The organism is Roseovarius litoreus, from assembly GCF_900142765.1.
GTDB classification, from domain to species: domain Bacteria; phylum Pseudomonadota; class Alphaproteobacteria; order Rhodobacterales; family Rhodobacteraceae; genus Roseovarius; species Roseovarius litoreus.
This window is the reverse complement of sequence record NZ_FRCB01000004.1, coordinates 217,007-236,745: the sequence shown is the minus strand read 5'-3', so window position 1 is coordinate 236,745 and position 19,739 is coordinate 217,007. Positions and strand designations below refer to the sequence as shown.

At 63.6% G+C, this 19,739-nt stretch carries 20 protein-coding genes and 1 tRNA gene; 15 read left to right on the top strand and 6 right to left on the bottom strand.

The genetic code is table 11. The features are described from left to right. Positions 1 to 75 precede the first annotated feature (75 nt). Complete coding sequence (locus tag F3H35_RS09775) at positions 76 to 618, top strand: flavodoxin domain-containing protein (protein WP_149779420.1); 543 nt, start codon at positions 76 to 78, stop codon at positions 616 to 618. Positions 619 to 644: 26 nt separating this feature from the next. Here F3H35_RS09775 and F3H35_RS09770 read toward each other — a convergent pair whose 3' ends face one another. The 3 genes from F3H35_RS09770 to F3H35_RS09760 all read right to left on the bottom strand — a co-directional run bounded on the left by F3H35_RS09770 (position 645) and on the right by F3H35_RS09760 (position 3,776). After that, a complete protein-coding gene (locus F3H35_RS09770) occupies positions 645 to 1,364 on the bottom strand; it encodes a Hint domain-containing protein (RefSeq protein ID WP_149779419.1) in 720 nt (239 codons plus the stop codon). A gap of 302 nt (positions 1,365 to 1,666) precedes the next feature. Continuing rightward, positions 1,667 to 2,860: a kynureninase gene (gene kynU, locus F3H35_RS09765; protein ID WP_149779418.1), complete on the bottom strand. Its 1,194-nt coding sequence runs from the start codon at positions 2,858 to 2,860 to the stop codon at positions 1,667 to 1,669. A gap of 145 nt (positions 2,861 to 3,005) precedes the next feature. Then, positions 3,006 to 3,776, bottom strand: coding sequence for an SDR family NAD(P)-dependent oxidoreductase (locus tag F3H35_RS09760; protein ID WP_394852311.1), 771 nt, complete (start codon positions 3,774 to 3,776; stop codon positions 3,006 to 3,008). Positions 3,777 to 3,915: 139 nt separating this feature from the next. Between F3H35_RS09760 and F3H35_RS09755 the strand changes: the two genes are divergently transcribed. The 10 genes from F3H35_RS09755 to F3H35_RS09710 all read left to right on the top strand — a co-directional run bounded on the left by F3H35_RS09755 (position 3,916) and on the right by F3H35_RS09710 (position 13,735). After that, the gene (locus tag F3H35_RS09755) at positions 3,916 to 4,866 is read left to right on the top strand and encodes an MBL fold metallo-hydrolase (protein WP_149779416.1); all 951 of its coding nucleotides are present in this window, start codon (positions 3,916 to 3,918) and stop codon (positions 4,864 to 4,866) included. A gap of 40 nt (positions 4,867 to 4,906) precedes the next feature. Beyond that, positions 4,907 to 5,359, top strand: coding sequence for a methyltransferase family protein (locus tag F3H35_RS09750; protein ID WP_223228374.1), 453 nt, complete (start codon positions 4,907 to 4,909; stop codon positions 5,357 to 5,359). A gap of 141 nt (positions 5,360 to 5,500) precedes the next feature. Beyond that, entirely contained in the window at positions 5,501 to 7,075 is a 1,575-nt protein-coding gene (locus tag F3H35_RS09745) for a Re/Si-specific NAD(P)(+) transhydrogenase subunit alpha (protein WP_149779415.1), read from the top strand. 12 nt (positions 7,076 to 7,087) lie between these two features. Next, positions 7,088 to 8,572, top strand: coding sequence for an NAD(P)(+) transhydrogenase (Re/Si-specific) subunit beta (locus F3H35_RS09740; RefSeq protein WP_149779414.1), 1,485 nt, complete (start codon positions 7,088 to 7,090; stop codon positions 8,570 to 8,572). Between the two features lie 255 nt (positions 8,573 to 8,827). Then, positions 8,828 to 10,108, top strand: a complete 1,281-nt coding sequence (locus F3H35_RS09735) for a DUF3422 family protein (RefSeq protein ID WP_007817857.1) — start codon at positions 8,828 to 8,830, stop codon at positions 10,106 to 10,108. Between the two features lie 78 nt (positions 10,109 to 10,186). Next, entirely contained in the window at positions 10,187 to 11,338 is a 1,152-nt protein-coding gene (ribB, locus tag F3H35_RS09730; protein ID WP_149779413.1) for a 3,4-dihydroxy-2-butanone-4-phosphate synthase, read from the top strand. A 4-nt stretch (positions 11,339 to 11,342) separates the two neighbouring features. Next, positions 11,343 to 11,888, top strand: a complete 546-nt coding sequence (locus F3H35_RS09725; protein ID WP_149779412.1) for a 6,7-dimethyl-8-ribityllumazine synthase — start codon at positions 11,343 to 11,345, stop codon at positions 11,886 to 11,888. Beyond that, complete coding sequence (nusB, locus tag F3H35_RS09720) at positions 11,885 to 12,391, top strand: transcription antitermination factor NusB (protein WP_007817863.1); 507 nt, start codon at positions 11,885 to 11,887, stop codon at positions 12,389 to 12,391. The genes F3H35_RS09725 and nusB overlap by 4 nt, the downstream gene beginning before the upstream one ends. A gap of 173 nt (positions 12,392 to 12,564) precedes the next feature. Further along, positions 12,565 to 12,903 carry a hypothetical protein gene (locus F3H35_RS09715; protein ID WP_149779411.1) on the top strand — a complete coding sequence of 113 codons (339 nt, stop codon included), beginning with the start codon at positions 12,565 to 12,567 and terminating at the stop codon, positions 12,901 to 12,903. Between the two features lie 361 nt (positions 12,904 to 13,264). After that, positions 13,265 to 13,735, top strand: a complete 471-nt coding sequence (locus F3H35_RS09710; RefSeq protein ID WP_149779410.1) for an MmcB family DNA repair protein — start codon at positions 13,265 to 13,267, stop codon at positions 13,733 to 13,735. Here F3H35_RS09710 and F3H35_RS09705 read toward each other — a convergent pair. Beyond that, positions 13,722 to 13,910: a DUF6324 family protein gene (locus tag F3H35_RS09705; protein ID WP_007817869.1), complete on the bottom strand. Its 189-nt coding sequence runs from the start codon at positions 13,908 to 13,910 to the stop codon at positions 13,722 to 13,724. The genes F3H35_RS09710 and F3H35_RS09705 overlap by 14 nt on opposite strands. A 173-nt stretch (positions 13,911 to 14,083) precedes the next feature. Between F3H35_RS09705 and F3H35_RS09700 the strand changes: the two genes are divergently transcribed. After that, positions 14,084 to 14,160 (top strand) — tRNA-His (locus F3H35_RS09700). A gap of 7 nt (positions 14,161 to 14,167) precedes the next feature. Here the strand turns inward: F3H35_RS09700 and F3H35_RS09695 are convergent. Next, positions 14,168 to 14,470 (bottom strand): DUF6476 family protein, encoded by a 303-nt coding sequence (locus F3H35_RS09695; protein ID WP_149779409.1) that lies wholly within the window; start codon positions 14,468 to 14,470, stop codon positions 14,168 to 14,170. Here F3H35_RS09695 and F3H35_RS09690 point away from each other — a divergent pair. The 3 genes from F3H35_RS09690 to F3H35_RS09680 all read left to right on the top strand — a co-directional run bounded on the left by F3H35_RS09690 (position 14,469) and on the right by F3H35_RS09680 (position 17,714). Beyond that, positions 14,469 to 15,515 (top strand): RluA family pseudouridine synthase, encoded by a 1,047-nt coding sequence (locus tag F3H35_RS09690; RefSeq protein ID WP_149779408.1) that lies wholly within the window; start codon positions 14,469 to 14,471, stop codon positions 15,513 to 15,515. The two genes, F3H35_RS09695 and F3H35_RS09690, sit on opposite strands and share 2 nt — an antisense overlap. 137 nt (positions 15,516 to 15,652) lie before the next feature. Beyond that, positions 15,653 to 16,549 carry an RNA polymerase sigma factor RpoH gene (rpoH, locus tag F3H35_RS09685; RefSeq protein WP_149779407.1) on the top strand — a complete coding sequence of 299 codons (897 nt, stop codon included), beginning with the start codon at positions 15,653 to 15,655 and terminating at the stop codon, positions 16,547 to 16,549. 61 nt (positions 16,550 to 16,610) lie between these two features. Then, positions 16,611 to 17,714, top strand: coding sequence for an alpha/beta hydrolase (locus F3H35_RS09680; RefSeq protein ID WP_149779406.1), 1,104 nt, complete (start codon positions 16,611 to 16,613; stop codon positions 17,712 to 17,714). A gap of 181 nt (positions 17,715 to 17,895) precedes the next feature. Here the strand turns inward: F3H35_RS09680 and F3H35_RS09675 are convergent, their stop codons facing one another. After that, on the bottom strand, positions 17,896 to 19,716 hold the full coding sequence (locus F3H35_RS09675) for a M3 family oligoendopeptidase (RefSeq protein ID WP_149779405.1): 1,821 nt from the start codon (positions 19,714 to 19,716) through the stop codon (positions 17,896 to 17,898). Positions 19,717 to 19,739: the final 23 nt, after the last annotated feature.

Below are 19,739 nucleotides of genomic sequence, written 5' to 3'. Positions count from 1 at the left end.
TGACGCATGACAAGGCGGGGCCGCCTGCGCGGTGGTAGCCTGCGACATGTCAGTCAGCCGCAACAGGGGGACATCATGAAAATCCTCATCGTCTATGCCACCACCGAAGGCCAGACCCGCCGCATCTGTCAGGTTTGCTCGGATACGTTGATCGCCGCGGGACATTCGGTGGAGCTGTTGCAGGCAAGCGGTGCGGATGAGATCGACATCGCGCGGTTCGATGCGGCGATCCTGGCGGCATCGCTTCATATGCAGCATTACCAGAAAGAGATGGCCCATTTCGCCGCCGAGCATGCCGAGGCCCTCGGGCATCTGCCCACGGTGTTCCTGTCGGTCTCGTTGGCGATTGTCGGGGGCGATCCTGATGAATTGGCCGATCTCGAGACTATCGCGCAGCGTTTTTTCGAGGATACCGGCTGGCACCCAAGGCGTGTCGAGCAGATCGCCGGGGCCTTTCGGTTCACACAGTATGATTTCCTGAAATCCTGGGCGATGCGGTGGGTGGCTTCGCAAAAGGGTCAGACGGTCGATCCCAACGCCGATACTGAATATACCGACTGGACCGCGCTCAAGGCCATGGTGAGCGATTGGGCCGCCAAGGTCGACAAGGCCTGCTGAGGCGCGTCACCCGATCACGTCACCGATCACATGGGCCGTCGCGCTGCGGCTATCGTGCGCGACAACAGCTGCGCCTCATGCGCGGCAAGGCAGGGGCGTGCGGGCTCGGGATGTGCGGTACTTGCGCTGCGCAGATCGGGCAGGGTCGCAAGCAGGCTCTCGCGCGAGGCGTCTGCAAGGCCGGACAGCGCGAGGTCGCTTGCAAGAAAGCTTTCCGTGGCCATGCCGTTGGCATAGATCACCTCGTGTCGGTCAAACATCAGATGGATATAGGTCACCTCATCACAGATCTGGCGCTGCACATCGGTGCCGTCGATGAGGTCTTGCGCGGCCACCAGCACCTCGAGCTCGCCGAAGAGAAGTTCGGCCACATAGCCGGTATAGAGTATCCGGTGATGCGGCGAGACCAGCAGCGCGTCCTGCGCACCCTCGAACACGTTTGCCCCGATCGACACAGGCGCCATGTCGCCATGGCCCGCAACCCGGCGCTTGCCGATCCAGCGGATCTCCTGCACTCCGCTGTCGCGTGTGATCACGCGGTCCGAGGGCCTGAGCGTTTCGATCGGGCGCTCGCCGGTTTCGGTGAGGATCATCGTGCCGGGGGTGAAGCATATGGTCAAAGACACGCTGCTCGGTGTCGTGCTGTGCCATTCGGACAGGCCCGCCGCGGCGCTCTGCGCAATCTCGTGGGGGCTGCGGCATTTATCGACCGCGGACGCCACCCGATGCATATTTTCCCAAACCATGATACCGATACCCCACACATACTTTACCAAACTATCCGACCGAAACACACGGTCGGGATCGCGTTACCGGACGATCAGGCCCCAAGGACAAAACCGCGCGCCGGTGTTCGCACTGATTGATAAAATTGTTTGCAAATGGTGCATTAGTTGGGGGCGCCTGTGGCGAAACCATGACAAATCGCGGAAGCTGACGCCTGACCGTCACTTTTGTCGGTGACAGGATCGCGGGTGAAACGACCGCCGCGACAGGGGCCGCTCCGGTTCTTTTCAGCATGGAACGGGACCGCCCGAGGCGGGGTGGGTCAGGTCACCTTGTCCCTTATGCGATAGGCCGGATCGTCCCACAGGCGGTCCTGCATGACCTGCCGGATCACCTGGGCGGCGCGGTCGATATCGGCCTCGTCCAGATAGAGGGGGGTGATGCCGAAGCGCATGATGTCGGGGGCGCGGAAATCCCCCACGACGCCGTGGGCGATGCAGGCCTGCATCGCCTCAAAGCCATGCTCGAAATGGAACGAAACCTGGCTGCCGCGCTGCGCGGGATCGCGGGGCGAGGCGAGGGTCAGCATCGGGCAGGCGGGCTCGATCGCGGCGATGAACCGCTCGGCAAGGGTGATGGCGCGCGCCCGCAGATCGGCCATGTCGACGCGGTCCCAGATATCCAGCGCCGCCTCGAGCGCCGCCAGCGCCAGCACCGGCGGGGTGCCGACGCGCATCCGTTCGATGCCGGTGCCGGGGCGGTAGGCGGGCTCGAAGGCGAACGGGGCTGCGTGACCGAGCCAGCCCGACAGGGCTGGTCGAGCGGTGTCGGCATGGCGCGGCGCCACATAGATGAAGGCCGGAGCACCGGGGCCGCCATTGAGAAACTTGTAGGTGCAGCCCACCGCGAAATCCACCTGTGCGCCCGACAGGTCCACCGGCACCGCCCCCGCGCTATGGGCCAGATCCCACAGGGCCAAAGCCCCGGTTTCGTGGGCTTTTTCCGTCAGCCGGGCCATGTCGTGCATCCGGCCGGTACGGTAATCCACCTGCGTAAGCATCATCACCGCCACCTCGTCGGTGAGGGCGCTTTCCACCGCCTCGGGGGCGACGACACGCAGCTCCAGCCCTCGGTCCAGCGCCGCGACAAGCCCCTCGGCCATATAGAGATCCGAGGGGAAATTGCCGCTGTCGGACAGGATCACCCGCCGGTCGGGGCGCATGTCCAGTGCGGCGGCGAGCGCCTGATAGACCTTGATCGACAGGGTGTCGCCGATCACCACATGGCCCGGCTCGGCGCCGATCAGCCGCGCGATGCGGTCGCCCGTGCGCATCGGCTGGGCCATCCATCCGGCCTTGTTCCAGCCGGAGATCAGCAGCTTGCCCCATTCCTCCTGCATGACCCGGGCCATCCGGTCCGACGCGGCGCGGGGCAGGGGGCCAAGCGAATTGCCGTCGAGATAGACCAGCCCTTCGGGCAGATCGAACATGGATTTGGTGGCGCTGAAATCGGTCATGGGCGGTTTTCCGGCGAATCTGGGTTAATGCGTTGAAAGGCATGGGGAAAAGGGCTTCGGTATCGTGTCGGTATCACATCGGTATCGCGTCGGTATCCTTTCGGTGCGCGCGCGCCCGGACGGCGGCGTTAACGCAGCGCACGCCCTAGACCTGCCCTCCGGCGATTTCGATGCATTGGCCGTTCACGCTGCACGATCCCGGACCGCAGAGCCACAGCACCGCCTGCGCTACCTCGTCGGGGGCGATCAGGCGATGATGGCGGTTCTGGGCGATCATCATGTCGCGCGCCGCATCGGCGCTGATGCCGGCGCGGGCGCTGATGGCGTCGGCGTTGCGGCTGACGATCTCGGTGTCGACATAGCCGGGGCAGATCGCGTTGAAGGTGAGGGGGCTGCCCATGTAATCCTCGCTCAGCCCCCGGATCAGGCCGATCAGCCCGTGTTTCGAGGCGCTGTAGGCGGCGGCGCCTTTCAGCCCCTTCAGCCCGGCAATGGATGAGATCGCCACCACCCGGCCCCAATCGGCGTCGCGCATCGAGGCCAGGCTTTCGCGGATCGTCCAGAAGGAGCCGTCGAGATTGGTTGCCATGATGCGGCGCCAGGCGTCGGTGTCGGTCTTGTGGATCGCGCGGCCCTCGGCGATGCCGGCGTTGGGGATGCAGATATGTAACGGGCCGCGCGCGGCTGTGGCGCGGGCGATGGCGTCGCTGACCTGAGCCTCGTCGGTCACGTCCATGACCAGCGGGTGCAGGCCGCCCGTGACCGGTGCGGCAAGGCCTGCGGCTGCGTCCTGAAGCACCTCGGCGCGGCGGCCGGTGATGGTGACCTGCGCGCCAGCCCGGGCAAGCGCCGTGGCTATGGCCAGACCGATTCCCGTGCCGCCCCCCGTGACGAGTGCGTGCCTGCCGTCGAGCATTGTCATCCTCCCGTTATCGTGACACCGCTACCCTACAGAGGCGTGGCCGGCAGGCAAGGGCGTCGGGTCCGCATCACACCCCCTAGACATTCACGAAGGTGAATGCGTAACATCGTGCCATTATCCAAGGGAGGATGTCATGAAACCGATTTTCGCAGCCCTGCTGGCCGCCGGGCTTGCCTTGCCCGCGCTGGCCTCGGAGGACATCGCGGACCAGTATCCGCAGTCCGAGCTTTATTCCAAGCCGGTCGAGTTCATCCCGCATGTGTTCACCGCGATCGGCGCCACGGCGCCGCCCACCTATGAGAATGCGGGCCATAACAACAATCTGAGTTTCGTCGTCACCGGCGATGGCGTCGTCGTCGTGAATGGCGGCGCGTCCTATCGTCTGGCCAAGGCGCTGCATGACGAGATCAAGACCGTGACCGACCAGCCCGTGAAGCTGGTGATCAACGAGAACGGGCAGGGCCACGCGTTTCTTGGCAATTCCTATTGGGCGGAACAGGGTGTGGATATCCTCGCCCATGTGGATGCGATCCACGAGATCGAGTCCGAAGGCGATTTCATCCTGCAAGGCATGCAGGGCTATAACCGCGACAAGGCCGAAGGCACCACCATCGCCGTCCCGAACCTGAGTTTCGAGGACGAGAAGATCGTCGAGATGGGCGATGTGACCATCCATGTGCTGCATCTTGGCCCTGCGCATGGGCCGGGCGACACGCAGGTGTGGATCCCGCAATGGGGCATCGTGATCGCCGGGGACATCGCCTTTCACGAACGGATGCCGCCGATCTTTCCGGGCACCGATACCGATGGCTGGATCGACACGTTCGACGGGCCGTTCGCCGGTCTGGGCGCGACCTATGTGATCCCCGGTCACGGGCATCCGACGAACATGGCGCAGGTGACGCGCTATACTTCGGATTACCTCAAGGATCTGCGCGCGAAGATCGGCGAGCATATCGAGAATGGCGGCGATCTGTCCGAGGCCTATTACGTGGATCAGTCCCAATGGGCGCATCTGGACACGTTCGAGGAGCTGGCCACCAAGAATGCGGGCCGCGTGTTCGAGGAAATGGAATGGGAATGAGCCGGATCATCGCCCTGCCGCCTTGGGCGGCGCACATCTGATGGCGAAATGGCTCGATATGCCCCCGGTCTGGCTGTTGGGCTGTCTGGTGCTGGCCTGGGGGCAGGCGACGTATTATCCCGCCGGTCTGAGTTTCGGCGGGGCATGGTCCGAGTTTGCCGGCGGCCTGCTGGTGGGGGGCGGGGTGGTGCTGATGGCGCTGGCGCTGTCCGAGTTCCGCCGCCACCGCACCACGGTCATTCCGCATGAGACGCCAGAGCGGCTGATCCAGACCGGAATTTTCAGCCGAACGCGCAATCCGATCTATCTGGGGGATGCGCTGGTGCTGGCGGGGCTGATCCTGTGGTGGGACGCGGTTCTGGCGTTGCCGCTGGTGCCGATCTTCGTCTGGGTGATCGAGAAACGCTTCATCGAGCCCGAAGAGGACAGGATGCGCCGCAAGTTTCGCATGGATTTCGCGCGCTATTGCGAAAAGACACGCCGCTGGATTTGACAGGATGCGACGAAGCCTGCAACGAAAGCGGTAGAAAAATCTGGAATAACCCGGCTCAACACTATTTAAAGCCGGATGAACGGCTGGCGCGACTTGTGCGCGCAGACCAATAAAATCGAACGATAAACGGGGGAAACGACCTTGAAGATCGGTACACCAAAAGAAGTGATGGAGGGTGAGGCACGGGTCGCCATGACGCCTGATTCGGCGCTCCAGCTTCAGAAACTGGGCTATGACTGCGCGATTGAATCGGGCGCGGGTCAGGCCGCGGGCTTTTCCGATGCCGCCTATAAGGAGGCCGGTGTCGAGGTGGTGAAAACCGCCGCGGCGCTCTACAAGGCGTGCGACATCATCGCCAAGGTGCGCCCGCCCACGGAAGCCGAGGCCAAGCGCCTGCGCGCCGAGCAACTGCTGATCTCGTTCTTCTGGCCGGCCCAGAACGAAGCGCAGATGAAGCTTCTGGCCGACAAGGGCACATCGGTCATCGCCATGGACATGGTGCCGCGCATCAGCCGCGCGCAGAAGATGGACGCCCTGAGCTCGATGGCCAATATCGCGGGCTACCGCGCGGTGATCGAAGCGGGCAACAATTTCGGCCGGTTCTTCACCGGGCAGGTGACGGCTGCGGGCAAGGTGCCGCCGGCCAAGGTGCTGGTGGTGGGCGCGGGCGTCGCGGGTCTTGCGGCGATCGGGACATCGACCTCGCTTGGCGCGATCACCTATGCGTTCGACGTGCGCCCCGAAGTGGCCGAGCAGGTGCAGTCGATGGGCGCCGAGTTCGTCTATCTCGATTTCGAGGAAGAAGCGCAGGATGGTGCCGCAACGGGCGGCTATGCCGCTCCGTCTTCGCCGGAATTCCGCGAGGCGCAGCTGGCCAAGTTCCGCGAGCTGGCGCCCGAGGTGGATATCGTCATCACCACCGCTCTCATCCCCAACCGCGAAGCGCCTGAGCTCTGGACCGAGGACATGGTCAAGGCGATGAAGCGCGGCTCGGTCATCGTCGATCTGGCGGCGGAAAAGGGCGGCAACTGCAAGCTGACGGTGATGGATGAGAAGATCGTCACCGACAATGGCGTGACGATCATCGGCTATACCGATTTCCCCAGCCGGATGGCGACGCAATCCTCGAGCCTTTACGCCACCAATATCCGCCACATGATGACCGATCTGACGCCCGAAAAGGACGGTCAGGTCGTGCACAACATGGAGGATGACGTGATCCGCGGCGCCACCGTGGCGCATGCCGGAGAGGTGACCTTCCCGCCACCGCCGCCCAAGGTGCAGGCGATCGCGGCGCAGCCCAAGAAGGAAGCGCCCAAGGAACTGACGCCCGAGGAAAAGCGGGCCAAGGAACTGGCCGCGTTCAAGCAGCAGACCCGCAATCAGGTGGTGCTGCTGACCGTGGGCGCGGTGCTGCTTCTGGCGGTGGGCCTTGTCGCCCCGGCCAGCTTCATGCAGCATTTCATCGTGTTCGTCCTGTCCGTCTTTGTCGGTTTCCAGGTGATCTGGGGCGTCAGCCATTCGCTGCACACGCCGCTGATGGCGATCACCAACGCGATCTCGTCGATCATCATTCTGGGCGCGCTGATGCAGATCGGCTCCAGTTCGGCGCTGATCACCGTGCTTGGTGCGGTGGCGGTCTTCATGGCCTCGATCAATATTTTCGGCGGCTTCCTCGTGACACGGCGCATGCTCGCCATGTTCCAGAAATCCTAAGCGGAGGCGACAATGGATTACGGATTTACCATTGCGGCCTACGTGGTCGCGGCTGTTCTCTTCATCTTCAGCCTCGGGGGCCTGAGCGGGCAGGAAAGCGCCAAGCGCGCGGTGTGGTACGGGATCGTCGGCATGGCGATCGCGATCGTGGCAACGCTGATCGGACCGGGTCAGGGGCTGTGGCTTCTGTCGCTGGTGCTGATCGCGGCGGGCGCCGCGGTGGGCTATCAGCTGGCCACCAAGGTGCAGATGACACAGATGCCCGAACTGGTGGCGATCATGCATTCGCTGGTCGGTCTGGCCGCCGTGTTCGTGGGCTTCAACGCCGATATCGAGATGGGCCGGGTGGCCGCTGCCTTCATCGGCGACGGGCATGCCTTCCCGCGTCTCGAAGAGAGCACCGCCGAGGCGGTGGCCTTCGCCAAGACCTTCTCTGGCTTCGCGGCCATCGTGGCCAAGAAAACCGCGGTCGAGATCTCGATCCTCAAGGTCGAGCTGGTTCTGGGCATCTGGATCGGTGCGGTGACCTTCACCGGATCGGTCGTGGCCTATGGCAAGCTGGCCGGCAAGGTGGACAGCGCGGCCAAGAAGCTGCCGGGCGGTCACATGCTGAACGCTGGTGCGGCGATCCTGTCGGTGGTCTTCGCGGCGATGTATCTGGGCGGTGCGGGCAGCTGGACGCTGATCGTGCTGACGCTTCTGGCGCTGTTCATCGGCTATCACCTGATCATGGGAATCGGCGGCGCCGACATGCCCGTGGTCGTGTCGATGCTCAACAGCTACTCGGGTTGGGCGGCGGCGGCCATCGGCTTCAGCCTTGGCAATGACCTGCTGATCGTGGTGGGCGCGCTTGTCGGCTCGTCGGGAGCGATCCTGAGCTACATCATGTGCAAGGCGATGAACCGGCAATTCGTCAGCGTGATCCTTGGCGGCTTCGGTGGGGCCACGGGGCCAGCTGCCGAGGTCGAGGGCGAACAGATCGCCATCGAGGCCGATGGCGTGGCCAACGCCCTGAACGAGGCCGACAGCGTGATCATCGTGCCGGGCTACGGCATGGCGGTGGCGCAGGCGCAGCAGGCGGTCAGCGAGTTGACCCAGAAGCTGCGCGCCAAGGGCAAGAACGTGCGCTTTGCCATTCACCCGGTCGCCGGGCGTCTGCCGGGGCATATGAACGTGCTGCTGGCCGAGGCCAAGGTGCCTTACGACATCGTGCTGGAAATGGACGAGATCAACGAGGATTTCCCCAATACGGACGTGGTGATCGTGATCGGCTCGAACGACATCGTGAACCCGGCGGCGCAGGACGATCCCAACAGTCCGATCGCCGGGATGCCGGTGCTCGAGGTGTGGAAGGCCAAGCAGGTTTTCGTGTCCAAGCGCGGGCAGGGAACAGGCTATTCGGGGATCGAGAACCCGCTGTTCTACAAGGAAAACACGCGCATGTTCTATGGCGACGCCAAGGCCAGCATGTCGAGCCTGCTGCCCAAGATCGACTGATCCACGGGTCAGGTGGCACGCCACGCGACAAGATCGGGGCGCCCTTCGCGGGGCGCCCTTTTTCGTGCTATCACGAAGCTGCGCGGGCGCGCTCATGCGCCGGTCTTGTGTTGCAAAGGCTGTGGGAGCCTGTGCCCAAGGCTTGCGCGGTATACTGATGTACTCTGGTAAATCATTGGTTTGTATTGAAAAAACGGTTTTCCCCGGCCCGCGCACAGGCTAGATTGACGCTCGAAGCATCCCGGAGACAGGCACATGCCGCCCATCGAAGACCACCCGCTGCGCTATCGCCTTGCCAATGAGCTTCATGCGCGGCCTTTCCCGTCGATGAAGGCGCCGTCGACCGCGGCCTATCTGGCGATCAAACGTCCCGAAGGGGCGGCGGCGCGCGACCGCGAAGCCGATATGTTGCATCTTCTGGCGCTGCTTGACCGGCATGGCGCGCCGCATCCGCAGCCCGGCGCCACGCATTATTTCGGGCGCATCGGCCGGCATATGCTGAAATGGGAAAGCCATACGGAATTCGTGACCTACACCGCCTTCACCGAAGGTGTGAGCGCGCGGCCCTTCGATCCGCGCGATTTCGAGGTGTTTCCCGATGACTGGCTGGGCGAGGCGCCGGGTGTGCGCATGACCTCGGCCTTGATCCGCATCACGCCGTGGAAGGACAAGGAAAGCACCTGTCAGGAAATCGCCGACTGGTTCGTGCCCGAAAGCGTGGCGGTGGCCCGCGTGCTGGATGACGCTGCCGTGGTCGCGGGGGATTTCCGCATCGATCCGGCGGGGCATCTGCGCTTTTCGGTGACCATCTCGCCGCAGACCGGCCAGCGCCGGATCGGCCGTGTCGTGCAGCGCCTGTGCGAGATCGAGACCTACAAGGCGATGTCGATGCTGGGCTTTTCGCGGGCCGGAGAACTGAGCGCGCGGATGGGCGAGCTTGATGGCCAGCTCACCAAGATGATCGGTGACATGACCGGGGCCGCGACCCGCGCCGAGGATACGCTGAAAAGCCTTCTGTCGATCTCGGCTGAGCTGGAAAGCATGGTGGCGCAATCCTCGTTCCGCTTCGGGGCGACGGGGGCCTATGAACATATCGTGCATCAGCGGATCGCGGTGCTGCGTGAACAGCGCTTCGAGGGGCGGCAGACCTTCTCGGAATTCATGATGCGCCGCTACGATCCGGCGATGCGCACCGTCAAATCCAGTCAGGACCGGCTCAACGCGATGGCGGACCGGGCGATGCGGGCGGGCGAATTGCTGCGGACCCGCGTCGATGTGGAGCGCAGCGCGCAGAATCAGGCCCTGCTGGAAAGCATGGATCAGCGCGCGGACATGCAATTGCGCCTGCAAAAGACGGTCGAGGGGCTGAGCGTTGTCGCCATCAGCTATTACGCGGTGTCGCTGGCGGCCTATCTGCTTTATCCGCTCGCACAGCCGCTCGGGCTCAGCAAGGAGATGCTCACGGCGGGCGCCACGCCGGTGGTGGTGCTGCTGGTGTGGTGGATGATTCACCGCATCCGAAAGCGGATGCTTTGACGGCGTTCCCGACATCTGCCCTTTCCAAGCCTCTTGGCCTGCGTTATCTGGCAGGGCCGAAAGCCAAGGAAAATCGCCATGTCCGAAACAGTCCCCTTCGAGAAGCCGGGCGAAGTTGAGCAAAGCCTCCGCCGGCATATCGCCCCCACCGAAGAGATCATCGCCGAGGCACGCGCCGGGCGGATGTTCATTCTGGTGGATCACGAGGACCGCGAGAACGAGGGCGATCTGGTCATCGCCGCCGAATTCGCCACGCCCGAGGCGATCAATTTCATGGCCACCCATGGCCGCGGCCTGATCTGCCTGCCGATGACCGCCGAGCGCATCGCGCAGCTTGGCCTGCCGATGATGTCGGTCAACAATTCCTCGCGCATGGAAACCGCCTTCACCGTCTCGATCGAGGCGCGCGAGGGTGTCACCACCGGCATTTCCGCCGCCGATCGCGCGCGCACCATCGAAGTGGCGATCAACGAGCAGAACACCGCCGCCGCCATTGCAACACCGGGCCATGTGTTCCCGCTGCGCGCCCGTCAGGGCGGCGTCATGGTCCGTGCGGGCCATACCGAGGCGGCCGTCGATATCGCCCGGCTGGCCGGGCTCAAGCCCGCCGGTGTGATCTGCGAGATCATGAAGGAAGACGGCTCGATGGCGCGCCTGCCCGACCTGATCGAGTTCGCCGCCGAGCATGGGCTCAAGATCGGCACGATCTCGGACCTGATCGCCTATCGCCACAAGCATGACAATCTCGTGCGCGAGGTGCGCCGCGAAACCGTGCATTCCTCGCATGGCGGGGCATGGGAGATGCGGCTCTTCACCGACCAGATCAGCGGCACCGAGCATGTGGTGCTCATCAAGGGCGACATTTTCGACGGGCAGCCGGTACTGGCGCGGACCCATGCGCTGAACGTGATGGAGGATGTTCTGGGTGTCGGCCTCAAGCCCGCCGAGAGCGGCCCCACCGCCAAGCTGCCGCGCGCCATGAACATCATCGCCCGCGAAGGGCGCGGCGCGGTGTTCCTCTTCCGGCAGCCGAGGCCCAGCCTTGCCAAAGAGCTTGAGGATGACGACGGCCCCCGCACCATCAAGCAGACCGGCCTTGGCGCGCAGATCATGTCCACCATGGGCCTGCATCAGCTGATCCTGCTGACCGACAGCCCCGATACGCGCTATCTTGGGCTTGATGCCTATGGCATCTCCATCGCGGGCACCCGTCCGCTGACCGAAAGGTAATCCCATGGCCGAGACCGAATATTCCCTGCCGCGCGCCACGTTCGATAAGCCGGTCAAGCTGCTGATCGTGGTGGCGCCGTTCTACCGCGATATCGCCGACAACCTGATCGCCGGCGCCCGCGCCGAGATCGAGGCATCGGGCGCCACCTGCGAGCTGGTCGAGGTGCCGGGGGCGCTGGAGATTCCCACCGCCATCACCATCGCCGAGCGGATGTCGAATTTCGATGGCTACGTGGCGCTTGGCTGCGTGATCCGGGGCGAGACCACCCATTACGACACCGTCTGCAACGACAGCTCGCGCGGGATCACCTTGCTCGGTCTGCAGGGGCTGTGCATCGGCAATGGCATCCTGACCGTGGAGAACCGCGATCAGGCCGAGGTCCGCGCGGATCCCTCCCGCATGAACAAGGGCGCCGGTGCTGCCGCCGCGGCCTTGCATCTGGTCGCGCTGACCCGTAAATGGGGCGGCCAGCGCAAGGGAGTGGGCTTCATGCCCGCCGCCGAGGAATACAAGCTGGCAGGTGAGCTCAAGGACAACCCCAAGGCATGACCACCGACGATACCTCGCCCTCGGGCACGACCTCTGCCGTCCCGTCCGGCAATCAGCGCCGCAAGATGCGATCTGCGGCGCGGTTCTATGCCGTGCAGGCGCTGTTCCAGATGGAAGTCAGCCAGCAGACCGTCGATGCGGTGATCCGCGAATTCGAAGATCACCGGTTCGGCGCCCATTACGACGAGGGCGACATGGTCGAGGGCGATCCGGTGCTCTTCGGGCAGTTGATGCGCGATGCGGTGAACTGGCAGGCGAGCATCGACCAGATGACCGACCGCGCGCTGGTGGCCAAATGGCCCATCGCCCGGATCGATCCCACGCTGCGGGCGCTCTTCCGGGCCGCAGGCGCCGAGATGACGCAATCCGACACGCCGCCCAAGGTGGTCATCATGGAATTCGTCGACATCGCCAAAAGCTTCTACCCCGAAGGCAAGGAATCCAGCTTCGTCAACGCCGTGCTCGATCACATGGCCCGCGAGGCCCGTCCCGAGGCGTTCTGAGCGGCCAATCGCTCAGATCAGACCGCTGCTTTCATGTTCTCGAAGAGACGCCGATGCGCCTCTCCATCCGCCTTGAGCCGATCCGCGCCGTGAATCAGTGAATTTGCAGCGGCGCTCTTGTTACGGCCGTGTGACATGTTATGTTTTGGCTGAAGCACAAGGGAGTCTTTCACATGCCCAAGCTCATTCGCCTCTATATCACCAACGTGGCCATCGGCTTTGGTGTTGCGGCGGCTTTCGTGGCGATGTTGCTCTATTTCGACGTGGCCAACCTGTGGCACCTGGTGACGCATTCCGACAAGGGCGTTCTGGCCGTGCTGATCCTGTGGGTGTCCAACGGCATCATCTTTGCCGGGGTGCAGTTCGGGATCGCGGTGATGCGCCTCAAGGATGATGATGACGACGATCATCACGGCGGTCTGCGTCAGCACGCGATGGAGCGCGATTATGCCACCATCCCCGTGCGGGTCGATGAGGGCCGTGGCCGTCAGCCCTTCAATCGGCGGCGCTAAAGCGTCGTCCCGACATATCGGATTATTACGTCAACGGATCGTGCCATGCGCGGTCCGTTTTTCTTTGCGCGACTGTCGGACGCGATGTCCGCGCGATGACGCGCTGTCAGATGATGTGCTGAAAGTGGCGGGCCCGCACGCGACCGTTTGGTTATCTCATTCCCGAGGACCTGTATATACAGGTGGGCGTCGGAAATAACCGGACCAGGGCCCGGCCAGAGCCAACTCCCTCGGAATTGCTTAAGGCCACCGGAATGCAACCGTTCACGGGAAGGGCAGCACCCGCCAATTCCCTACCTAGGGCCTTGCGAGGCATCCGGCAAGGGGTTGCGTGCGTTCCTATTTTGTTCATATTTGAAGAATGACCCTGGAACCCGATCCCGACCCGCTTTTCGCCCCCGATCTGCAGCCCGGTCAATTGCTGGCGCGCGGCGTCTGTCGGCATCTGCTGGGCCATGACTTCGCCTGCATCGAGGAATTCACCCCCGAACGCGGCAAGCGGGTGGATGTGATGGCGCTTGGCCCCAAGGGCGAGATCTGGGTGATCGAGTGCAAATCCTCGCGCGCCGATTTCACCTCGGATGGCAAATGGGAGGGGTACCTGGATTGGTGCGACCGGTATTTCTGGGCGGTCGATGCGGCCTTCCCGACCGAGCTTCTGCCCGATGAGACCGGGTTGATCGTGGCGGATGCCTATGATGCCGAAATCCTGCGTATGGCGCCCGAAACCCGGCTGGCCCCGGCGCGTCGCACCGCCCTGATCCGGCGCTTTGCGCGGCACGCGGCCCTGCGCCTGCAGGCGCTGCGCGATCCCGCGATCAGGCGGATCTGAGCCTTGCTGCCTTCACGGCTGCGGTAATCTCGGCCGCGATTTCCTCGGCCTCTTCGGGCGAGAAATCCATCGGGATCTCAAGCCCGTCGGCTTCGATGAACAGGCGGACCATGCCAAGGTCGGTCGGCCCGATCTGAAGATTGGCTTCGATGTCTCGTTCGGTGTTGATGCCCATAGCGGCCTCCTGCACAAGCGTTATGCGCCTAGCGCCTTCTGCGTCGAATGGCAAGACGCAACGCCGCCGGCCGCCGTTCGGCAACCGCACCGGCAGGGGCGCGCACAAAGCTGGCGATCAGCGCCGCTATGGGCTTGCAATCGCCGGGCAGGAAAGTTAAATCGCGGCGCAGTGCCGCCTTAGCTCAGTTGGTTAGAGCGCTGGATTGTGGATCCAGAGGTCCCCCGTTCAAGCCGGGGAGGCGGTACCATTCAAGTTCACTCCACCTGTACACTCTGCCGCAACTGCCCGGTCACACGGTCGTAGATCAGGATGCGGTCGTCATCCGTGACCACCGCGAACCAGTCGCCGCCTTGCGTGAAGGCCTGCACCTTGGCGCCATCGGGCAGGGTCAGCGTTTCGGGCAGGGCAGGGGGCTGTTCAGTGAAGCGCGTGACAAGCAGGAAGATCACGACTAGAACGCCCGCAATCATCGTGCCTGTCAGGATCGTGACCAGCAGGCGCAGATATCTCACCATCGCCGGATCGACCTCCGGCTGAGGCTCGGGGCTGTTATCCATGCTGTCCACCCTTGTGACCTTCCGGATCGCCGCCGATCCGCCGCCCCGCCTTGATAAGGCGTTGTCCCGCGATGTGCCAGAGGATGCGGCGCTGTCGCGCACCCGCCTTGCGCGGCTGATCGCCGAAGGCGCGGTGTCGGTCAACGGCACCCCCGTCACCGATCCCAAGAGCCGCATCAGCGAGGGCGACAGCATCGCCATCACCGTCCCGCAAGCGCAGGACACCCATATCGCCGCCGAATCCATCCCGCTGCATATCGTGTTCGAGGATGACGACCTGATCGTGATCGACAAACCCGCCGGCATGGTGGTGCATCCCGCCCCCGGCAGCCCCGGCGGCACGCTGGTCAACGCGCTTCTGCACCATTGCGGCGACACGCTTTCTGGCGTTGGCGGCATGAAGCGCCCCGGCATCGTGCACCGCATCGACAAGGACACCTCGGGCCTGCTGGTGGTCGCCAAATCGGATCGCGCCCATCACGGGCTGGCCGCCCAGTTCGAGGATCACAGCGTCGAGCGCTATTACCGGGCCGTGGTCTACGGCGTGCCCGATGCCGCCGATCCGCGCCTGCGCGGGCTGCGCGGCGTCAGCTTCGAGACGGGCAATATCATCAAGATCACCAGCGGCCTTGCCCGCCATCGCACCGACCGGCAGAAACAGGCCGTCACCTTCGAGGGCGGACGCCACGCCGTCACCCGCGCCCGTGTTGTCGACACCTTCGGCCAACCGCCGGTCGCAGCACTGATGGAATGCTGGCTGGAAACCGGCCGCACACACCAGATTCGCGTGCATATGGCCCATGCCGGTCATGGGCTGGTGGGCGATCCGGTCTATGGCGGGCGGCGCAAGCTGCCGCTGCGCGCCCTGTCCGAAGCCGGGCTGCAAGCTGCGCGCGATTTCCCCCGACAGGCGCTTCATGCGGCTGTTCTGGGCTTTGTGCATCCGGTCAGCGGCGAGGCGCTGGAATTCGAAGCCCCCTTGCCCGACGACATGACAGCCCTGATCGACGCGCTGCGCGCCGCACCCTCGCGCACGGATGCGTGAGGCGGCTGTCACAATTATCGCAAAGCAACGCGGGCATGGTCATATTCCCTTAAGGTTCGTGGGGCAAAGCCCTTGAAATCAGGCCCACAGACGCCCACATCCATGTTAAAGGCGTATACATTAGGGGGACACCAAAGGTGAGTAACTACAAGAATCTTCCCGCACCATCGCCCGAAGGCGGGTTGAACCGGTATCTGCAGGAAATCCGCAAGTTTCCCCTGCTCGAGCCGGAAGAGGAATACATGCTGGCCAAGCGGTGGGTCGAAGAACAGGACACTGAGGCCGCGCATCGCATGGTCACCAGCCACCTGCGTCTCGCGGCCAAGATCGCCATGGGCTATCGCGGCTATGGCCTGCCCACAGCCGAGGTGATCTCCGAGGCGAATGTCGGCCTCATGCAGGCGGTCAAGCGCTTCGATCCCGAACGCGGCTTCCGGCTTGCGACCTATGCGATGTGGTGGATTCGCGCCAGCATTCAGGAATATATCTTGCGCAGCTGGTCGATGGTGAAGCTTGGCACCACCTCGGCGCAGAAAAAGCTGTTCTTCAACCTGCGCAAGGCCAAGGCCAAGATCGGCGCCCTGGAAGAAGGCGATCTGCGCCCCGAAAACGTCAAGCAGATCGCCCATGATCTGGGTGTGACCGAGGCCGAGGTGATCTCGATGAACCGCCGCATGTCCGGTGGCGATGCCTCGCTCAATGCGCAGATCGGCTCGGATGGCGAAGGCTCGATGGAGTGGCAGGACTGGCTCGAGGATGAGGACGCCGATCAGGCGTCGGATTACGAGCGCCGCGACGAGCTTGAAGCCCGCCGCGAGATGCTGGCCCGCGCGATGGATGTGCTCAATGAGCGCGAGCGCGACATTCTCACCCAACGCCGCCTCAGCGACGAAACGGTGACGCTGGAAGACCTGAGCGCGCAATATGATGTCAGCCGCGAACGCATTCGCCAGATCGAGGTGCGGGCCTTCGAAAAGCTTCAGGACCGCATGCGGGAACTGGCGGCGGAAAAGGGCATGATTCCCGCTGCGTGATACCTTGGACCCAGACCTGAAAACCGGTAGCCTCTTGCGGGACACCGCAAGGGGCTTTTTAATGCAGAATGCCGCATCACCCACCGCCGCTTCGCATCGCCGCGCCCTGCGTGGGGTGATGTTCGCGGCCTTTGTCGTTCTGGCGGCCTGCGCCCCGCGCCCCTTGGCCGATCGCGGCCCGGCGCTGCCGGGCGCGCAGATCGAAAACGTCTATATCGCCACGCAACGCGCGCTCGCGCATCCACGGCAGGAATTCGGCCAGCCCCGCAACAAGGAGCTCAATTTCTTCCGGGCGGCGATCTCGATTCCGCCGGTGCACCAGCCCGGTCAGGTCGAATGGGCCGAGCCGGGGGAACCCGCCGATCCCGCGCGGCATTTCGTGGTGACCGATACACAGGTTTTCGACACGCCGTCCCGCTTCGTGGCCAGCGCCAAACGCGACGGCAGCGGCAACGAGACGATGCTCTTCGTGCATGGCTACAACAACACATTGTCCGACGCGATGTACCGGCTGGCCCAGATACAGGTGGATTTCGACATCCGGATGCCCTCGGTGCTGTTTTCATGGCTCTCATCCGGTGATCCGCGCGGCTATATCTATGACCGCGACAGCGTTCTTTTCGCCCGTGACGATCTGGAACGGGTCTTGTCCGAGCTGACCCGAGGCTCGGGGGATCGTGTGCTTCTGCTGGCCCATTCCATGGGCGCGCATCTCGTGATGGAGGTGATGCGTCAGGCCGCGCTGCGCGGCGACAGGCGGCTTTTGTCGCGGATCAGCGGCGTGATCCTGATGTCACCCGATCTTGATCCCGATCTCTTCCGCAGTCAGGCCGAGGCGATCGGCCAGTTGCCCCAGCCGTTCATGATCTTCGTGTCGCGGCAGGACCGTGCGCTTTCGCTCGCCAGTTTCATCACCGGCCGCAAGCCGCGCCTTGGTGTGATCGACGGCCCCGAGGCGGTGGCGGGGCTGGATGTGAAGGTGATCGACTTCACGGCGCTCGCCGATGGCGAAGGGCTGAACCATGCGGTGCCCGCCACCTCTCCGGCGGCGATCCGGGTGCTCAGCGGGCTGATCCAGCAGGCCAGTTCCGGCGATGGCGGGTTCGAGGATTACATGGTCCTCGAAGCCCAGCCCGATGGCGCCGTTCTGCCCGTCAGCAACTGATCCCGCTGCATGGCGAGGTCGTACCAAACCTGCGTACGGATCGTCCCGAAAACTGCGGTCGGTCCGTTAATCAACGCCTTTTCGGTGCCGGGTACCGACGCGATACCGACGTGATACCGACACGATACCGAAGCCGGTTTTCCCTTGTTAACCAGCGGTTTGGGGCGATTCGCGAGGAGGGTTAATCCTCCATCGCCTCCAACTCGTCGATCAGCCGCGAAATCATGCTCAACCCCTTGTCCCAGAACGCCGGGTCGCTGGCATCCAGTCCGAACGGCTCCAGCAAGGCCTTGTGGTGCTTCGATCCGCCCGCCTTGAGCATGTCGAAATACTTGTCCTCGAACCCTTCGGGGCTTTCCTCGTAGACCGCGTAAAGCGCATTCACCAACCCGTCGCCAAACGCATAGGCATAGACATAGAAGGGCGAGTGGACGAAATGCGGGATATAGGCCCAGAAGGTCTCGTAGCCGTCCATGAACTCGAATGCCGGCCCAAGGGATTCCGCCTGAACCGACATCCACAAGGCATTGATATCATTGGGTGTCAGCTCTCCGCCACGGCGGGCGTCATGCAGTTTGCACTCGAAATCGTAGAACGCGATCTGCCGCACCACGGTGTTGATCATGTCCTCGACCTTGCCCGCCAGCAGCACCTTGCGCTCGGTGTCGGTGGCGGCCTTTTCCAGCATCTTGCGGAAGGTCAGCATCTCGCCAAAGACGCTTGCGGTCTCAGCCAGGGTCAGCGGCGTATTGGCCAGCAACTCGCCCTGACCGGCGGCCAGCACCTGATGCACCCCGTGGCCCAGCTCATGCGCCAGCGTCATCACATCCCGTGGTTTGCCCAGGTAATTGAGCATCACATAGGGGTGCACATCCGTCACCGTGGGATGCGCGAAAGCACCCGGCGCCTTGCCCGGCTTCACCCCTGCATCTATCCAACCCTTTGAAAAGAAAGGCTCCGCCAGCTCTCCCATCCGCGGATCGAAGGCCGAATAGGCCTCCATCACGATGTCGCGGGCGCTGGTCCAGTCCATGATCTTCTTGTCTTCGATCGGCAGCGGCGCGTTGCGGTCCCAGACCTGCATCACGTCCAGCCCCAGCCATTTGCGCTTGAGCTCGTAATACCGGTGGCTCAGCTTGGGATAGGCGTTCACCACCGCATTGCGCAGCGCCTCGACCACCTCGGGCTCCACATCGTTGGACAGGTGGCGGCCCGTCTGCGGCGTCGGCATGCCGCGCCAGCGGTCGATGACTTCCTTTTCCTTCGCGCTGGTGTTGTGGACCCGGGCAAAGGTCCGGATATTGGCGCCGAACACCCGCGCCAGTTCCCGTGCCGCCGCCTCGCGCTGGCTGCGGTCCTGATCGGTCAGCAGGTTTAGGGTGGATTCGATGCCCAACTCCTCGCCAGTCACGGTGAAGCTGAGGCCCGAGATCGTCTCGTCGAACAACCGTTCCCAGGCATCGCCGACCACGCCCATGTCATGCAGGAATTTCTCAAGCTCGTCAGACAGTTGATAGGGTTTCATCGCGCGGATACGGTCCAGCACCGGCTTGTAGCGCGCCAACTCGGCACTCGCATCATAAAGGGCGTTCAGCGCGTCCTCCTCCAGCCGGTTCAGCTCCAGCGTGAAGAACACCAGCGGCGTGGTGTAGTTGGTCACCTTTTCCTGACAATCCGACAGAAACTTGGCGCGGTCGCCATCGGTGGTCTGCTGCTGGTAGCGCAGCACCGCAAAGGACATGATCCGCCCCGCGATATTGCTGATCTTCTCGTCGCGCTTGAGACAGTCCAGCATCCCCGCCGCATCCAGATCGGCCAGCTTGCCTTCGTAATCGGCGGCGAAATCGGCGCAGGCCTTTTCCAGCCAGTCCAGATCCCGCTTGAGCGCAGGGGCATCGGGGCTTTCATAGAGATCCGTCAGGTCCCATTCCGGCAAACGGCCCAGATTGTCGTCGCCGGAACCGGCATTGGCATCATGGGCGGGCAAGGGCAGGTGGAACATGCGGAAATCTCCTTTGCTTTCTT

Excerpts from the sequence above, each read along its gene's own strand:
- F3H35_RS09775 (WP_149779420.1), top strand. The coding sequence starts at position 76 with ATGAAAATCCTCATCGTCTATGCCACCACCGAAGGCCAGACCCGCCGC.
- F3H35_RS09770 (WP_149779419.1), bottom strand. The coding sequence starts at position 1,364 with ATGGTTTGGGAAAATATGCATCGGGTGGCGTCCGCGGTCGATAAATGC.
- kynU (WP_149779418.1), bottom strand. The coding sequence starts at position 2,860 with ATGACCGATTTCAGCGCCACCAAATCCATGTTCGATCTGCCCGAAGGG.
- F3H35_RS09760 (WP_394852311.1), bottom strand. The coding sequence starts at position 3,776 with ATGCTCGACGGCAGGCACGCACTCGTCACGGGGGGCGGCACGGGAATC.
- F3H35_RS09755 (WP_149779416.1), top strand. The coding sequence starts at position 3,916 with ATGAAACCGATTTTCGCAGCCCTGCTGGCCGCCGGGCTTGCCTTGCCC.
- F3H35_RS09750 (WP_223228374.1), top strand. The coding sequence starts at position 4,907 with ATGGCGAAATGGCTCGATATGCCCCCGGTCTGGCTGTTGGGCTGTCTG.
- F3H35_RS09740 (WP_149779414.1), top strand. The coding sequence starts at position 7,088 with ATGGATTACGGATTTACCATTGCGGCCTACGTGGTCGCGGCTGTTCTC.
- F3H35_RS09735 (WP_007817857.1), top strand. The coding sequence starts at position 8,828 with ATGCCGCCCATCGAAGACCACCCGCTGCGCTATCGCCTTGCCAATGAG.
- ribB (WP_149779413.1), top strand. The coding sequence starts at position 10,187 with ATGTCCGAAACAGTCCCCTTCGAGAAGCCGGGCGAAGTTGAGCAAAGC.
- F3H35_RS09725 (WP_149779412.1), top strand. The coding sequence starts at position 11,343 with ATGGCCGAGACCGAATATTCCCTGCCGCGCGCCACGTTCGATAAGCCG.
- nusB (WP_007817863.1), top strand. The coding sequence starts at position 11,885 with ATGACCACCGACGATACCTCGCCCTCGGGCACGACCTCTGCCGTCCCG.
- F3H35_RS09715 (WP_149779411.1), top strand. The coding sequence starts at position 12,565 with ATGCCCAAGCTCATTCGCCTCTATATCACCAACGTGGCCATCGGCTTT.
- F3H35_RS09710 (WP_149779410.1), top strand. The coding sequence starts at position 13,265 with ATGACCCTGGAACCCGATCCCGACCCGCTTTTCGCCCCCGATCTGCAG.
- F3H35_RS09705 (WP_007817869.1), bottom strand. The coding sequence starts at position 13,910 with ATGGGCATCAACACCGAACGAGACATCGAAGCCAATCTTCAGATCGGG.
- F3H35_RS09690 (WP_149779408.1), top strand. The coding sequence starts at position 14,469 with ATGCTGTCCACCCTTGTGACCTTCCGGATCGCCGCCGATCCGCCGCCC.
- F3H35_RS09695 (WP_149779409.1), bottom strand. The coding sequence starts at position 14,470 with ATGGATAACAGCCCCGAGCCTCAGCCGGAGGTCGATCCGGCGATGGTG.
- F3H35_RS09680 (WP_149779406.1), top strand. The coding sequence starts at position 16,611 with ATGCAGAATGCCGCATCACCCACCGCCGCTTCGCATCGCCGCGCCCTG.
- F3H35_RS09675 (WP_149779405.1), bottom strand. The coding sequence starts at position 19,716 with ATGTTCCACCTGCCCTTGCCCGCCCATGATGCCAATGCCGGTTCCGGC.